The organism is Psychrobacillus sp. PGGUH221 (genome assembly GCF_042055255.1).
Lineage (GTDB): Bacteria > Bacillota > Bacilli > Bacillales_A > Planococcaceae > Psychrobacillus.
Genome location: NZ_JAQMHQ010000009.1, coordinates 112,032 through 128,840 on the forward strand (window position 1 = coordinate 112,032; position 16,809 = coordinate 128,840).

The following is a 16,809-nucleotide window of genomic DNA, read 5'->3' on the forward strand; positions in this document are numbered from 1 at the left end:
TAGTATATAGAAAAAGTGGCTTTTGCGGTTTGGAGAAACGTCCGCTCGACTCCTGCGGGAAAAGCGAGACAGACGAGACCCCGCAAAAGCGTGTTAGAGGAAGGCAATCTAAGTTCGCCGCGTCCTGCGGCAACGATTGCATGACCAACATCCTGTTGCAGTAGGAGGCTCGGCACTCGCCCGCGGAAAGCGAGCGGTAAGCTTCGGAAAACCTACTCTATACTAATTTAGAATAAATTTTAGTTTGTCTACAGTCTGAAGGAGCGATTTCTCGCTCCTTATTTTTTCTTAGATCGTTTACGTTTTTGTGAGTTTTTAGCTACGGATTCGTAGAATTTCTTTTTCTGTTTTACTTCTTTTTTCGGACCAGGTTGGGAAGAACCTTTTCTTTGATTGCCAGAGCCTTCTTTTTTCTTCGCGTGTATTACTTTTGGTGTTTCTTTTCGAGTTCGGTGGAATGCTTTTTTCATTCCGACAATTTCAAAGTCTACGGATGACTCTTCCACTTTTACATCGGCAACTCGTACAGTTACTTCGTCCCCGATGCGGAATTGCTTCCCTGCACGTTCCCCAATCATCATCATTTGGCGATCGTCGAATCGGTAATAGTCGTCTGTCATGTTCGTCACATGCACAAGACCTTCTATAGTATTCGGAAGCTCGATGAACATACCAAAGTTCGTAATAGAACTTACGATACCTTCGAATTCTTCTCCGATTTTGTCAGCCATGTATTGAGCTTTCTTCAATGAATCGGTATCGCGTTCTGCATCAACTGCACGTCTTTCACGTTTAGAAGTATGTTCAGCGATATCATCCATTATTGCTCCCCAATGGTTGATTGTAGGTTGAGATACATCTCCTTCTACTAAATACGTACGGATTAATCGGTGAACGATTAAATCGGGATAACGACGGATCGGTGATGTAAAGTGTGTATAATACTCCGTTGATAAACCAAAATGTCCTAGACATTCTGCATAATATTTTGCCTGTTGTAACGATCTTAAAAGCATTGTCGAAATAACCGGTTCTTCCGGCATTCCTTCAATGGACTCGATAATTTCCTGTAATGCTTTCGGATGAATATTGTTCCCTGTTCCTTTTACTACAAGTCCAAAGTTCGTTAAAAACTCGAAAAAGCGTTGAAGCTTTTCAGGCTTCGGATCTTCGTGAATTCGGTAAATAAACGGAACATCCATCCATTTAAAATGTTCTGCAATAGTCTCATTGGCAGCAAGCATGAATTCTTCGATAAGACGCTCTGCAACAGTTCTTTCACGAATTGCAACATTCGTTGGCCAACCATCTTCATCAACTAAAATTTTTGCTTCTGGAAAATCGAAGTCAATTGCTCCACGATCTTCACGCTTCTGTCTTAGGACAGCTGCTAACTCTGCCATCGTTTCGAACATCGGCACAAGCGGTTCGTATCTTTCGATTAATGCGGCATCTTTTTCTTCCAAAATTTTATATACATCTGAATAGGTCATTCTTTCAGTTGTACGAATAACACTTTGGAATATCTCATGGGATGTGACCATTCCTGATCCATCAATCATCATTTCACATGATAATGTTAGACGGTCCACTTGTGGATTTAACGAACATATACCATTCGATAGGCGATGTGGAATCATAGGTATAACGCGATCTGTTAAGTAAACACTTGTTCCACGATCATATGCTTCACGGTCAAGAGGTGAACCTTCTGTCACATAATGACTGACATCCGCTATATGTACACCAAGTTTAAATGTACCATCTGGAAACTTTGTCACAGTAACGGCGTCATCTAAATCTTTCGCATCTGCACCATCGATTGTAACAATCACTTCATCACGTAAATCTCTGCGATTTTCTAAATCCTTTTCATCGATTTCGGAAGGAACAGCTTCTGCTTGATCGATCACTTCCTGTGGAAAATCAATCGTAATTCCATGCTTATAAATAATTGATAGAATATCTACACCAGGATCATTTTTATGACCTAAAATTTGTGTCACAATACCAGTTGCCGATTTTCTATCACTAGGCCAATCCGTAATTTCTACAACAACCTTATGCCCTTCAATTGCTCCGAGTGTATCACCTTTTGCAACAAAGACATCCATTGGAACTTTTTTATCATCTGCAATAACAAATCCAAAGCCTTTATTGTCTTGGAAAGTACCAACGATCTTAGAAATCCCTCTTTGTGTAATTTTAATAATTGAGCCTTCTCTTCTATCTCCAGAAGTTTCACGGGATACGCGAACAAGTACTGTATCCCCATTCACTGCACCATTTACTTCAGTTGGTGGAATGAAAATATCATCCATGCCATCCTCTTCTGGTGCAACAAAACCAAAGCCTTTCGCATGTCCTATGAATTTTCCAACTACTAAGTTCATACGTGCAGGCACACCATATCGGTTGGATCTTGAACGGACAACTAAGCCCTTTTCTTCCATTTGAACAAGTGTTTTAACCAATTCTTTAAATTCCTCCGAATGGCTATAACCGAAATGTTCCTCGATTTCTTTAATTGTAAGTGGTTTATATTCATCTGCTCTCATTAATTCAAGTAGCGTATCTTTTAAATTTTCCATGTTACATCCCTCCTTTTTCAGCGTGTGCACTTTTGGTTCGTTTTACACATTCCAATCAAGCGACTCTAAAAAGTTTAATATATCTTCATGTAATTGTTCCTTTTCTGGACCAAGTGTAATGACATGACCAGAATTTTCATACCAATTTAGATTTTTATCGATGGATTCTGCTTCTTCATAAATGATTGTAGCCGAATTCACATCAATGACCGTATCCTTTTTACCTTGTGTAACAAGGAGCGGAGCATAAATATGATCAACGTGATCACGTACATTATAAACAAAATCCCTTAACTCTGATAATGTTTCCATCGGTGTTTCGCGTATTGCTTCTACTTCTTTTTCGATTTGTTCTTCTGTTTTTCCTTCATACTTTTTATATTCTCTTGCGTATTTCAATACACCCTCAAACATAATATCGGTTGTTTTCATGGACATAGGAGAACACATCGTCACAATTCCTTTCACAGGAACTGTATACCCTAATTTCAATGAAAATACGCCTCCTAGTGATAGACCTGCAACTGCAATTTCCTCGTAACCTGCAGCCTTTAAACGATCATAAGCCATCATGACGTCTTTCCACCAATGAGTAGGACCTGTTTCCAAAAGCTCTTCTGGTGGTACACCGTGTCCTTTATAATGTGGCGCTAATGATGTATATCCATTTTTCTCTAAAAAACGTCCAAGCATTCGTACATCCGATGAGTTTCCTGTAAATCCATGTAGTAGAAGCACTGCTCGTTTACCAGCTTCAAAGAAAAAAGGTTTAGGCGTTGTGATTCGCATAAAAAAATACCTCCAATATAAAATACAGTATGCCTCTAACTACTTTCATTCATAACGGAAAAGTCCAGCAGCCAGACATTACTATATACAAGCTTAATATGTATGTAAAAATTTTTAAAAGAAAACGCCTAACCAATCAGAAGTCGGTCAGGCGATCTGTTTTAAAATTTAGTAACAGCAATAGTTAAAATAAAAAATAATACTGCAAGTACAATCGTCACTCTATGTAATACAAGGTCCATGCCTCGAGCTTTTTGTTTTCCAAATAGTTGTTCAGCCCCACCAGAGATGGCTCCTGATAGACCAGCACTTTTCCCTGATTGTAACAACACGACAACGATTAATGCGAGCGATACGATGACTAGTAAAATCATTAAAAACGCATGCATTTATTCCACCTCCTGATAAGAACGTTCACAACAATATTAATTTTACCAAAAAAAACTAGAACTTACAACAGTCTATCGACAAAACAGTATAGTATAAACTGGTTCATTATATATCTAAAAATTTAGCAATGACAGTCAATCGATTACAATTCATAAAAAAAGTAAAAAAAGGAAATTCACAACCTATAGAGAATTAAGTAAATTAGTAAACTCATAAAATAATAGCAAAAGGAAGGTACATCGTGAAATACAAATTAATAGGACTTAGCATACTCATAATAGTATGCATAACAGGGTTTCTTTATTGGGAAACTCTACAAGAACAAACTCATCCTCCCTCCGAACAATGGAGTAGGTCATTTCAATTAGAAATGATAGAAGGCAACTTTTCTAAACTTCAAAGCGTTCCAGAAGAAAACGGATACACTATTAGCATGCTTGACTTCAAAAAGCTAGAGGTGTTGACGTGTGACAAGGAGTTAGAGTGTAAAAGAAACCGTGCGATTGATTCGCTTAATACATACAAAAATAGTTGGAGCGATGGAACGGACTCCTACTTTATAAGAGAAAATTCGCTTATTCATACTAATACAACTTCAGGAGAAAAAGTTATCGCTTCAGACGTTGCTAACTTTACAAAGACAGTAGATTCACTCGTGTATTGGACGGAGAATAAAGATATAGTAATTTTAGAAAGTCCTTTTACGAAAGAAGAGCAACGTTTTAGAGCTGATGAGCCTGTGAATTTTGTTAAAATTCTAGAAGATCAAATCTTTGTTGTAACTGAAAATAAGCAAGATAAACTTTATACTTTGTATAGTCTCTACAACGAGCTTTCTGAACTCTTTACTTTTAATATTAGTGGACAAGAAAATCTTTTATCTATGCAAATTTTTCAATTAAAAGATAAGAATTATGCTGTTGCACTGGATAAAAAAGTATTAGCTGGTGGCTCTAGTACAAAAAACATTGAATTAGCACAATTCGATCTAAGCAATCATCAATCACCAGTCTTCGATAAACTATCGTTTGTGGAAAATGAAACAAATAGTTCATTAAGCGATATTCAGTCTCCTATGATTTATCAAGGTGAACAAGCACCGATTATTACATTTTCTGCTTCATTGTATGACCCCTCTCTCGGGAAGGTCAACAAAATATTTGTTGGTGATTTAGTAGATACTACAGTCCAATCAAATGCTGTTACTAAAGTAGGAAACCGTTATGAACGTTCGATTTTACTAGACCAAGAAACGGTTGCCTATTTAAAAATGAAGGGCTCCAACCGCATTTTAGAATATTCATCCTCCGAGGAAATCAAGAAAAAAGAAACGAAAGAAATCATGCAAGGAGATTATAAAGCAGCTTTTTATACTTTATTAAGTAATCTCTTTCATGGATTTATTCTAGCAATGTTTTCGTTTGTATGGATTTTTCTAACATTCATCATAACGTATGGAAGTCTATACTTTTTAAATAAATTTAGACCAGAACGTTCCTATAAAACGGCTTTTATTATTCATCTAATAGCTCTTTTTAGTATGCAATCAATTTCCTTGTTTAAATTTACAACTATTCAATCCATCCTTCATAACATTCCCTTCATAACGGAAGGTTGGCATTTTATATTACTCTTGTTGTTTGCTATGATTCTATCAACTATACCATTGTTCCTTGTTCGTTACAAAGTGTCCGAAGAAACGTTCAATCTATTTGTTTTATATACGACATTTATGAATCTCGCAATATTATTTCTTTTGATTGGACCATATCTCTTTTAAAGTTAAAGCTCCTTAACAATCGTTAAGGAACTTTTTCCTATTAAATAATGTCATCCAATAACTTGCTCGATTAATGGCATGATGGTTATTAATTGAAAAGCGGATAATAGTTGATTGGAGTGGAAGGCGGCGACTCCAGCCGGAATAGCAAATGTATTCTGCACCGAAAGCGAAGCGGCAGGTGCATGAGCTGAAGACCCTGGACTGAACGTAGTGAAGGAAGCGGCTGAAGCCATGCCGGCGGAAAGCGTCCGCCTAGAACGGAAATTAACGGGTCCAAAATAAAAATCGAGAATGTGACTACTACATTAAAAAAGAGCGAGAAGTGACTGTGTCACTTCCCGCTCCTCTAAGATTCCCACTATCTAACAGTGCATAAAAACTTACATTTAAAGGGTATTCCAACTAAAGTAGTTAATTTTCCAACTAAATGCTCTAAGATTCTAACTAAAGTAGTCATTTTTCCAACTCAACACTTCTAGATTCCAACTAAATGATTTCAGTTGTAAAAAGTAATGCTCAAACTTATTTCTTTAAGTTATAAAATGTTTTTTTGCCTAAGTATTGAGCTGTTTCATATAATGAATCCTCAATACGTAGTAATTGGTTGTATTTTGCTACACGATCCGAACGAGATGGTGCACCTGTTTTGATTTGTCCAGCGTTTGTTGCAACTGCAATGTCCGCAATTGTCACGTCTTCTGATTCACCAGAACGGTGAGAGATAACTGCTGTATATCCAGCACGTTTTGCCATTTCAATTGCTTCAAATGTTTCTGTTAGCGTACCGATTTGGTTCACTTTTACAAGAATAGAGTTACCTACTCCTTGCTCAATTCCTTCAGCCAATTTTTTCGTATTTGTTACGAAAAGATCGTCTCCAACTAATTGAACTTTTTTACCTAAACGATCTGTTAGCAATTTATGTCCAGCCCAGTCGTTTTCATCTAATCCGTCTTCAATAGAGATAATTGGGTATTTTTCACAAAGCTCTTCATACCAAGCAACCATTTCTTCTGAAGTTTTTACAACACCTTCACCTGATAAATGGTATTTACCATCTTCTTTATTGAATAACTCTGAAGATGCAACGTCCATTGCTAGAAGTACTTCTTCTCCTGGTTTGTAACCTGCTTTTTCGATAGCAGTCATAATAGTAGAAAGAGCTTCTTCATTTGATTTTAAGTTCGGTGCAAATCCACCTTCATCTCCAACAGCTGTGTTTAATCCAGCTTCTTTTAACACTGCTTTCAAGCTATGGAAAATTTCAGTTCCCATACGAAGTGCATGACGGAAAGTTTCTGCTCCAACTGGCATTACCATAAACTCTTGAATATCTACGTTGTTATCAGCGTGTTCCCCACCATTTAAAATGTTCATCATTGGAACTGGTAGTTGTTTTGCATTAAATCCTCCTAAATATTGATAAAGAGGAATATCTAAATAATCTGCTGCTGCGTGTGCAACTGCGATGGAAACTCCTAGAATTGCGTTTGCACCTAGATTTGCTTTGTTTTCTGTACCATCTAATTCGATCATTGCTTGGTCAATGGATACTTGGTCTAAAACTGTGAAGTTTTCTTCCAATTCAGCTGCGATAATGTTATTAACATTTTCTACTGCTTTTAAAACACCTTTACCTAGGTATCTTGCTTTGTCACCATCACGAAGTTCTACTGCTTCATATTCACCAGTAGATGCACCAGATGGAACGATTGCACGACCATATGCACCGCTTTCTGTAAAAACCTCTACTTCTACCGTTGGGTTCCCACGTGAATCTAATACTTCACGAGCTTGAATTTGTGTAATAATTGGCATTTTTAACTCTCCGTTTCGATTAGTGTTTTACCTGTCATTTCAGGCGGTGCTTCTATCCCTAATAAGTGTAACATGGTTGGTGCCAAATCGGCTAAAATTCCGTTACTTCGAAGTGTAATATCTTTTTTCGTCACAATGACAGGCACAGGATTTGTTGTATGTGCAGTCATCGGCTGACCTTCTAGTGTTGTAACTTCATCCGAATTTCCATGGTCTGCAGTAATGATTGCTTGGCCACCTTTTGCTAAAATGGCATCCACTACTTTACCAAGACAAGTATCTACTGCTTCAATCGCTTTGATCGTTGGCTCTAACATACCACTATGCCCTACCATGTCTGGATTAGCGAAGTTTAAAATGATTGCATCAAAGTTATCATCTGCAATTTCAGCTAGCAGTGCATCCGTAACTTCATACGCACTCATTTCCGGCTTTAAATCGTATGTAGCGACCTTTGGAGAACTTATTAAAATTCTTTTTTCTCCGGGAAACGTATCTTCACGTCCACCACTCATAAAGAATGTTACATGAGGATACTTTTCTGTCTCTGCAATACGGAGCTGTGTTTTATCATGATTGGAAAGTACCTCTCCAACTGTATTAAATAAGTTTTCTTTTTCAAATACTACATCTGAAACTACATCATCACTATAATGTGTGAATGTCACAAACTTTAAGTTCGTCGGATGCTTTTCACTTAATTGTAGACTATCAAATGATGGCGTATTTAATGCCATAGAAAGTTGAATTGCTCTGTCTGGACGGAAATTAAAGAAGATTACCGCATCCCCAGAGTCGATCGTCGTAGCAGGCTTGGCATCCGCTTCAATAACAAAAGGTACGACAAATTCATCTACGATATCTTCTTCATAAGATTTTAATATGCCTTCCGTTGCTGATTCAGCGGTTCTTCCGACGCCATCTACAAGCGCTCTGTAAGCCAAGTCCACTCTTTCCCAGCGTCGATCTCTATCCATTGCATAATATCGACCACTTATAGAAGCAAATTTACCTACACCGATTTCTTTCATTTGTTTTTCGGCTTCCTCTACATAACCAACCGCTGTTCGAGGACCAACATCTCGTCCATCTAAGAACCCATGGACAAATACGTCTTGTAATCCTTGAGATTTAGCTAATTTCAATAAAGCAAATAAATGAGAGTAATGACTATGAACACCACCATCTGAAAGTAAACCCATCAAGTGTAGCTTCCCACCAGTTTGTTTAACATGTTCAATTGCACCAAGAAGTTTTGGTTCAACAAAGAACTCACCATCACGAATCGATTTATGAATTCGAGTCAAATTTTGGTATACAATTCTTCCTGCACCTATATTTAGATGTCCTACTTCTGAGTTTCCCATTTGCCCATCTGGTAATCCAACAGCTTCACCAGACGCAGTTAAAGTAGCATTAGGATAATCAGCCCAATAACGGTCAAAGTTTGGTTTACTTGCTTGCGCTACAGCGTTTCCGTATGATTCATGCCGCAATCCAAATCCATCTAAAATAATTAAAGCTACTGGACTTTTAGACATTTTCTCCAGCCTCCAAAAGTTTAACGAATGAGTCTACTTGTAAGCTCGCTCCGCCAACTAATGCTCCGTCGATATGTTCTTTGGATAGCAATTCTTCTATATTTTCTGGCTTCACACTTCCACCATATTGAATACGCAAGCTGCTGGCAACTTCTTCACCAAAACTATCAAGCACCGTTTCACGAATTGCTTGGCATACGTCATTTGCATCATCAGCAGTAGCAGTTTTACCAGTCCCAATAGCCCAAATTGGTTCATATGCAATGATCGAATTTTTCACATTATCTTCTGAAAGACCTTCTAATGCTGCCATTACTTGATTGGAAACAATAGTTTCCGTCTCATTTTGTTCACGTTGTTCTAACGTTTCCCCAACACAAATAATAGGAGTTAAATTGTTTTCAAATGCAGCTTTTACTTTTTTATTAACAGAGTCATCTGTTTCATTAAAATATTGGCGTCTTTCAGAATGTCCAATGACCACATAACTTACTCCAAGATCTTTTAGCTGATGACCACTAACTTCACCTGTAAAAGCTCCTTCTTTTTCCTCGTGCATATTTTGTGCTCCTATGGAAATAAAAGAATCTTTTGCATCATGGACAAGTTGGTCTAAAAACAAAGCAGGAGCGCAAATAATTGTTTCGACTTTGCTACTATCTACTTGTCTTCCTTTTAACAGTTCTACGAAATCTTTTGCCTCCGTGAGGGTTTTATACATTTTCCAATTCCCTGCTATTACAGGTTTACGCATATGACTTCTCCTCCATTACTTATCGTTTAAAGCAGAAACTCCAGGTAAATCCTTACCTTCCATAAACTCTAGGGAAGCTCCGCCACCAGTCGAAATATGATCCATATTATCCGCAACTTCGAACTTTTCTACTGCTGCTGCAGAGTCACCACCACCGATTATTGTGTACCCAGCAGTGTCAGCCATAGCATTAGCAACGCCCTTTGTTCCTTCTGCAAAAGCATCCATTTCAAATACACCCATTGGGCCGTTCCAAATAATCAGCTTGCTATCCTTAATGACATTGGAATATAGTGCTGCAGTTTTTGGTCCAATATCAAGCCCCATCCAATCAGAAGGGATTTGATCAATATCTACCACTTTCGTGTTTGCATCCTTTGAAAACGCGTCTGCTACAACTGCATCAATTGGTAAATAGAAAGCAACACCTTTTTCTTTCGCTTTCTCAATAAAAGACTGTGCAAGTTCGATTTTATCTTCCTCTACAAGAGACTTCCCGATATCATGCCCTTGAGCTTTTGAGAAAGTATAAGACAATCCACCACCGATTAAAATATTATCTACTTTGTCTAATAAATGGTCGATAACACCAATTTTATCTTTTACTTTTGCTCCACCAATGATTGCTGTAAATGGTCTTTCTGGATTCGATAAAGCTTTACCTAAAACATCTAGTTCTTTTTCCATTAATAATCCGGAAACAGCTGGTAAAAGCTTAGCAATACCTTCTGTTGTAGCATGAGCACGATGAGCTGCACCAAATGCATCATTAACATATACGTCTGCTAAAGATGCAAACGCTTTAGCAAGTTCAGCATCATTTTTTTCTTCCCCTGAATGGAAACGCACATTTTCAAGTAATAGTACATCTCCATTATTCATTTGAGAAACAGCTTGTTCCACTGAAGACCCGATCGATTCATCCAATTTTTTAACTTGCTTATTTAATACTTTAGATAAGTGCTCTCCCACTTTTGTCAAACGAAGTTCTTCTTTTACTTCCCCTTTTGGGCGTCCCATATGGCTCGCCAAAATTACTTTCGCACCTTGCTCGATTAAATAGTTTATCGTTGGTAGTGCTGCTCGAATACGTGTATCGTCCGTAATCTTTCCATCTTCCATAGGTACGTTAAAGTCTACTCGGCAAAATACTCTCTTACCTTGTAAAGAAACGTCTTTCATTGTTTGTTTTTCATTCATGAGAAAAGCCCCCTAATATAATGAGAAATGAGTAAGTCACCCGCTTAGCCGCGAAAAGCAGCTGGCGCCTGAAGTCTGGACAGTACTTTATAGAACTAATCACTGTCAATCTTTTATAAAAAAATAAGGAGCGAAGGGTAACCCTTGCTCCTTTTACCCTCTTCCATTATAGAGGTTATTAAACATAAACGCTATTTACAAATTCAATACAATTCGGCGTATTATAGTCCTTTTTTCATCATAAGAAGAGCTAGATCGATACAACGTGCTGAGTATCCTGATTCATTGTCATACCAAGAGATTACTTTAATAAGATTGTCTCCAAGTACCATCGTTGAGAGTCCATCGACTGTAGAGGAAGAAGTATTTCCATTATAGTCGATAGAAACAAGAGGTAGCTCGTTGTAAGCTAGTATTCCTTTTAACTCATTTTCCGAAGCTTCTTTTAATGCAGTATTAATTTGTTCTACTGTTACATCTTTTTCTAATTCTGCTACAAAGTCTACTAAGGAAACATTTGGAGTTGGCACACGAACAGCCATACCATCTAATTTACCTTTTAGTTCAGGAAGAACTTTTGCAACTGCTGATGCTGCCCCAGTAGTTGTAGGAATCATCGATTCTGCAGCTGCACGAGCACGACGATAATCGCTATGTGGCAAATCTAAAATACGTTGGTCATTTGTGTATGAGTGAACTGTCGTCATCATTCCACGTTTAATACCAAATTGATCTTGTAACACTTTTGCTACAGGAGCTAGACAGTTTGTCGTACAAGAAGCATTTGATACAACATGATCTGTTTCTGGATTATATTTATCTGCATTTACACCCATAACAAATGTAGGCATATTATCTTTTGCTGGTGCAGATAGAATAACTTTTTTAGCTCCAGCTTCAATATGTTTCCCAGCTTTTTCAGTAGTACTAAAAATACCTGTACATTCAATAACAATGTCCACTTGTTGCTCTTTCCAAGGAAGTGCAGAAGGATCTTTTTCCGCGAATACACGAATGTTTTTTCCATTAACGATTAAGTAATCGCCCTCAGAAGTAACTTCTGCATCAAAAATTCCATGTACAGAATCATATTTTAACAAATGTGCAAGCATTGCAGCATCTGTTAAATCATTGATTGCAACCACTTCAAGATCTTTCTCTTCTAACGCTTCTCTAAAAACTTTACGTCCAATTCGTCCAAAACCGTTAATAGCTATTTTTACTGTCATTTTATTTCCTCCTAGTTTGTTTGTGAGATTATTTTCATCATTTCGTTTGCTGCACCCTCATCCGTCACTAACACAGTTTGTGACGGCGCTTGTTTAAAATAAGATAAAAGTGCTTTTGCTTTTTTGGCACCACCTGCAACTGCAAGCAAATACTCTATATTTTTTAATTGTTTTAATTGGATTCCAATCGTTCTAATTCGATGTACAGCTTCGCCTTGTTCATTAAAATAATACCCAAATGCTTCACTGACAGAACCAATCTCTTTTAAACGTTCTATCTCAGCTTCAGTAGAATTTCTTCTTCGAGCCATTTCAGCTGCATCACCTATACCATGAATAATAATATTTGTTCTTTCATATAGGTCCATCATTTCTTGTATAAATGGTTCTTTCTTCATCGTAGTGTATGCCTCTTCACTTAAACTATCCGGCATATACAATGTCCGATAAGTTCCTTTCATTTTATCGGAAAAAAGAGAGGCAATCGTATTAGCTTGTAATGAGACATCTTTTCCAACACCGCCTCTTGCAGCGATAAACATTAAGTTTTTCCATCGGGATGTTTCATGTACGAAGTTGGAAATTGATGCAATGGTAGAACCGCCAGTAACAGCGATTATTTTGTCATCGTTTAAAATACTCTCCAAATACTTTGCTGCTTCTTGTGACAAAAGCATTTCTGCATTTTTGTTAGTATCTACATTTCCAGGTACAATTATCACTTCTTTAATGTGTAAATATTTTAAAAGTGTTTGTTCAAGCGTTAATCTACCTGACCATTCTCGAACAACTTCTTTTAAATCTAGTAGTACTTGGGTTCCGGTTGGAGTAATAGCTGCTCCTTCTCGTGAAACCTCAATTAAGTTTTGCATCCTTAAAGCATCTAGTTCTTTTCGTGTATCTCTTTCTGATAAACCTAGTTGTTCTCCTAAAACACGACGTCCAATCCCTTTAGAGATTTGAATCATTTGCAGTATTTGATATCTCTTTTGTAACAAATCACTCATTTCAGGAATTAGCTTTAATTGAGCTGTGAGCAAAGGGTCCATATTTCACTTCCTAACCTAATGTGACATTTTTGTCCCACTACCACAAAAAATGTCCCAGTTACTTAAAAAAAAAGTGAATCAATAAAATAATCATACAATATAATATTCAAATTGGCAATTATTTGTGCATTATTTCGGTAGACAAGAAAGATTCAAAGAATAGATGAGATTCTGCATAAGAAGGTGTACCTTCACTTCTTACGTGCTTGAAATCAAAGTAAGTAGCGTGTATTCCTATAAATATAGCGAGTATGCATAGGAATGTTGCGACTAAAGAGAAAATATAGCTAATAACTATTATTTACTGTGAGAATCAAAAATACGGAAGCATACTTATAGTAATGCTTCCAGTAACGTAGCGTAATCTACCTTTCCATATTGAATAATTTCATCCTCAAAAACAACTACTGGGATCATAAGCATATATTTTTCATGTAACTCATCGTCTTCTTCTATATTTACTTCACTTATTTCAAAAGAAACGTCCTCTTGTACAAGCTTTAACATTAATCTGGCATCATCGCACAAATGGCATCCTGGTCTTGTATATAAATAAACTTTCACTTACATTGCCTCCTTGAAAAAAGAGAACGCTCAAATATAATTGAGCGTTCGATTAATTATAATATTACTTACATAATAAGCATTTATCAACTAGACGGTCACCATTTACGTCCTGCACCGCCGCCTCCAGCGCTTCCTCCTCCGAATCCACCGAAACCTCCACCAGAGCTTCTACCACCGCCAAAGCCACCTCCGAAGCTTCCAGGTCCGAACATTATGGATCGAGAACGACGACGTCCACCAGGACCACCTCTACCGCCTCCATTCATAATAGAGAAGATAATATAAATTACAATTATTATTGCAATGATCGTTGTAAAGGAAAACCCTTCATCTGTATTAGCCGGGTTCTTAGGTTCTACCAATTCTCCGTCCCAACCATATTCAGTTGCAACCTCATTGTAGAGAACTTGATAAGTTGAAAGTACCGCATCATCAACAGAACCTTGATTTAAATAAGGCATTGTATATTCATCAATAATCCGTCCTATTTTTCCATCGGGTAGTGCACCTTCTAGTCCTTGACCGACTGCAATATATACTTCTCTATCTCCAACCTTTTCGGGATCTGTTTCGATTACAAGTAGAACACCATTGTTCTTTTCTTTATCACCAATACCGAATTCTCGAATCACATCTACACTAAATTGGTTCACATCTTGACCATTTAAGGAGTTGATAATCATCACAACAATTTGTGAGCCTGTAGCATTATCTAAATTAACTCCTAACTCTTCAATCTGTTGCTCTGTCGTATCAGATAAATAATTTTCGTAGTCCTGAACATACAATTCACCTGGAATTGGTTCAGGAATATTAGACGCCGCTACAGTTACTATTGGTATACTAAAACATAAAAGTAGCGCAACGATGAGCATTCGCGCAACTTTTACCATTACTCGCCATCCCCTTCAAAATCAACGTTTGGAGCTTCCTGGGCTGCTGCGTCTGCTTCAAAGTACTCTTTCTCATCAAATCCAAATATAGAAGCAATGATATTTCCTGGCATTCTTTTTACTTTTTTATTGTAATCCGAAACTACTGCATTATAATCTTCACGTGCTACAGATAAACGATTTTCAGTTCCTGCAAGCTCATCCATTAGTTGTCGGAAATTTGCATCCGCTTTTAGTTCCGGGTAATTTTCTACAACAACTAATAATCTGCTCAAAGCACCTGATAACTCATTATTCGCTTCCGCTTGTTCTTCTGGAGTATTCGCTCCAGCCATTCTAGAACGTGCATCTGCTATATTTCCAAGCACTTCTTCTTCATGTGCAGCAAAACCTTTAACTGTGTTCACTAAGTTTGGTATCAAATCCATACGTCGTTGTAACTGGTTCTCAATTTGCGCGTATGCTTTATTCACACCTTCTTCTCCGTTAACAAAACCGTTATAACTTGGTATTAAAATGGCTGCAAAAATTGCAATAATCACCACAATTATAACAATTGGACCTAATAATTTTTTCATATTCATTCACCTCTAATTTGCGTATAGTCTTAATCTACCTTAAATTCTAAAATCTAAAACATTCCATGCTATTCGCTAGAAACAAGAATGTTAGTACTACTTTTGTTTAATTTTATCCATGAGTGGTAATGATAAATAAAGTTTATTTAATGGGGTGATTCAGATGAATACATCTAATGAGCATAGCACTTTGCCAACTGAAGCAGTCGATGCACTAGAAAACATAGAAGGTAGGTTTCCCAGATCTCGTCGTGCCCATGCAAAAGGAATATATTACGAGGCAATTTTTAAACCAACAGGAAACGCAAAACCTTTTACGATTGCTGAGCATCTTCAAAACGAAGAAATCCCTGTGACTGTTCGGTTCTCAAATAGTCCTCCAAATCCATCAGCAGCTGATTTCCTTTCACCTGCTAAAGGTATGTCTGTCCACTTCCACTTACCAGATGGTAAAACAAGTCATTTAGTCAGCACGACAGTCCCCATGTTTGTAACGAAGAGTCCTGAAACATTTGTAGACATGCTAAAAACACTAACTGCCGACAAAACAGGTCTAGATAAGGTAGATTTAGGATTAGGTATAGTAAATATCTTAAAAAAATATCCCGATAGAAAAAACATTTTCGCCGCGCTTAAAGAACAAATGAAGCAACCACCAACAAGTTATGCACTCTTGAACTATTACCCTATACATGCCTTTTACTTTGTTAATAAAGATGGTAAGCAGCAAGCAATCAAATACGAGTGGCAACCTGTAAAACTAGTAGAGAGCTCCTCTAATTTGGATGTGAGTAAATCTTCACCAAACTATCTTAGCGAGGATCTCAACTCTCGATTGGCAAATGGCCCAGTTTCATTTAATTTAGTTATTCGATTAGGATTAGATAGCGACTCTACCGATGATCCTACCGATCCATGGCCAGATGATAGAGAAAAAATTGTAGTTGGACAACTTACATTATTAAAAGCCCTTCAACCGAAGGTAGAATTATTATTCGATCCGACGATTGTTGGAAAAGGCATTGAACTAACCAATGATCCAATCTTACACTTCCGTCATGAAGCTTACAGCGTTTCTTATAATAGACGGAACAATGAATAATAAGACACTCTACACATATAAAGCTATGTGTAGAGTGTTTTAAATGGTATCCTCTAAAAAGCCTATTGATCAATACAATGTTATCCAGAGTAACTTCTTATCAGAAGTTGCTAACCACCGAATCCGTTAAAACTTGCACTTTCCACCGTTTTTGCATCTCTTTTCGCATTTTCTACATTTTGGTTTACTTCTGGTGTATTGAATTCACTAAAGTCTTTCCGAATGAAATAGTCGTATCCGAAACCGATTAGAACAAACAATCCAGCGATCCCTAAAACAAATAGCCATAACATTTCTCCGACACCTCCTTTACGCCATTTATATTCTTCTATGCTACAAAAAAACTGCAAGAACTTTTATTAAAACCAAAAGGTCGAAATTGACAAATCTTCTACTAATAACTAATACGGTTGAATTGTAAATAGGTTCCAAATAAAAATAATTAAATTATTCCAACCTTCCGAACGCTTGATGTTTACTTAAGAGTTAACATGAATTCCGATTGAAGCAGGAATTATTTGGATA

The 16,809-nt window shown here is 37.2% G+C and carries 15 protein-coding genes; 2 read left to right on the plus strand and 13 right to left on the minus strand.

The window, feature by feature from the left end; genetic code table 11:
* Positions 1-278: 278 nt before the first annotated feature.
* From rnr to secG, 3 genes are all read right to left on the minus strand, one after another.
* Entirely contained in the window at positions 279-2,591 is a 2,313-nt protein-coding gene (rnr, locus tag PGC35_RS15805; RefSeq protein ID WP_375219864.1) for a ribonuclease R, read from the minus strand.
* A 42-nt stretch (positions 2,592-2,633) separates the two neighbouring features.
* A complete protein-coding gene (locus PGC35_RS15810; RefSeq protein ID WP_375219865.1) occupies positions 2,634-3,380 on the minus strand; it encodes an alpha/beta hydrolase in 747 nt (248 codons plus the stop codon).
* Between the two features lie 161 nt (positions 3,381-3,541).
* On the minus strand, positions 3,542-3,769 hold the full coding sequence (gene secG, locus PGC35_RS15815) for a preprotein translocase subunit SecG (protein ID WP_053588441.1): 228 nt from the start codon (positions 3,767-3,769) through the stop codon (positions 3,542-3,544).
* 242 nt (positions 3,770-4,011) lie between these two features.
* Here secG and PGC35_RS15820 point away from each other — a divergent pair, with 242 nt between their 5' ends.
* Entirely contained in the window at positions 4,012-5,550 is a 1,539-nt protein-coding gene (locus PGC35_RS15820) for a hypothetical protein (protein WP_375219866.1), read from the plus strand.
* A gap of 525 nt (positions 5,551-6,075) precedes the next feature.
* Here PGC35_RS15820 and eno read toward each other — a convergent pair.
* The 9 genes from eno to PGC35_RS15865 all read right to left on the minus strand — a co-directional run bounded on the left by eno (position 6,076) and on the right by PGC35_RS15865 (position 15,182).
* A complete protein-coding gene (gene eno / locus PGC35_RS15825; RefSeq protein ID WP_375219867.1) occupies positions 6,076-7,371 on the minus strand; it encodes a phosphopyruvate hydratase in 1,296 nt (431 codons plus the stop codon).
* Positions 7,372-7,373: 2 nt separating this feature from the next.
* On the minus strand, positions 7,374-8,912 hold the full coding sequence (gene gpmI, locus PGC35_RS15830) for a 2,3-bisphosphoglycerate-independent phosphoglycerate mutase (protein ID WP_375219868.1): 1,539 nt from the start codon (positions 8,910-8,912) through the stop codon (positions 7,374-7,376).
* Entirely contained in the window at positions 8,905-9,666 is a 762-nt protein-coding gene (tpiA, locus tag PGC35_RS15835; RefSeq protein WP_375219869.1) for a triose-phosphate isomerase, read from the minus strand. The genes gpmI and tpiA overlap by 8 nt, the downstream gene beginning before the upstream one ends.
* A 15-nt stretch (positions 9,667-9,681) precedes the next feature.
* Positions 9,682-10,866 (minus strand): phosphoglycerate kinase, encoded by a 1,185-nt coding sequence (locus PGC35_RS15840; RefSeq protein ID WP_375219870.1) that lies wholly within the window; start codon positions 10,864-10,866, stop codon positions 9,682-9,684.
* A 221-nt stretch (positions 10,867-11,087) separates the two neighbouring features.
* Positions 11,088-12,095: a type I glyceraldehyde-3-phosphate dehydrogenase gene (gene gap, locus PGC35_RS15845; RefSeq protein ID WP_053588434.1), complete on the minus strand. Its 1,008-nt coding sequence runs from the start codon at positions 12,093-12,095 to the stop codon at positions 11,088-11,090.
* Positions 12,096-12,106: 11 nt separating this feature from the next.
* Entirely contained in the window at positions 12,107-13,144 is a 1,038-nt protein-coding gene (locus PGC35_RS15850; RefSeq protein WP_375219871.1) for a sugar-binding transcriptional regulator, read from the minus strand.
* A 333-nt stretch (positions 13,145-13,477) separates the two neighbouring features.
* Positions 13,478-13,708, minus strand: a complete 231-nt coding sequence (locus PGC35_RS15855; protein WP_375219872.1) for a glutaredoxin family protein — start codon at positions 13,706-13,708, stop codon at positions 13,478-13,480.
* A gap of 98 nt (positions 13,709-13,806) precedes the next feature.
* Positions 13,807-14,604, minus strand: a complete 798-nt coding sequence (locus PGC35_RS15860) for a TPM domain-containing protein (protein ID WP_375219873.1) — start codon at positions 14,602-14,604, stop codon at positions 13,807-13,809.
* Entirely contained in the window at positions 14,604-15,182 is a 579-nt protein-coding gene (locus tag PGC35_RS15865) for a LemA family protein (RefSeq protein WP_375219874.1), read from the minus strand. Before PGC35_RS15865 ends, PGC35_RS15860 begins: the two co-directional genes overlap by 1 nt.
* Positions 15,183-15,345: 163 nt before the next feature.
* On the opposite strand from PGC35_RS15865, the gene PGC35_RS15870 reads away from it, so the two are divergent.
* Complete coding sequence (locus tag PGC35_RS15870) at positions 15,346-16,284, plus strand: catalase (protein ID WP_375219875.1); 939 nt, start codon at positions 15,346-15,348, stop codon at positions 16,282-16,284.
* Between the two features lie 110 nt (positions 16,285-16,394).
* On the opposite strand, the gene PGC35_RS15875 is transcribed toward PGC35_RS15870, so the two are convergent.
* Positions 16,395-16,577, minus strand: a complete 183-nt coding sequence (locus tag PGC35_RS15875) for a hypothetical protein (protein ID WP_375219876.1) — start codon at positions 16,575-16,577, stop codon at positions 16,395-16,397.
* Positions 16,578-16,809: the final 232 nt, after the last annotated feature.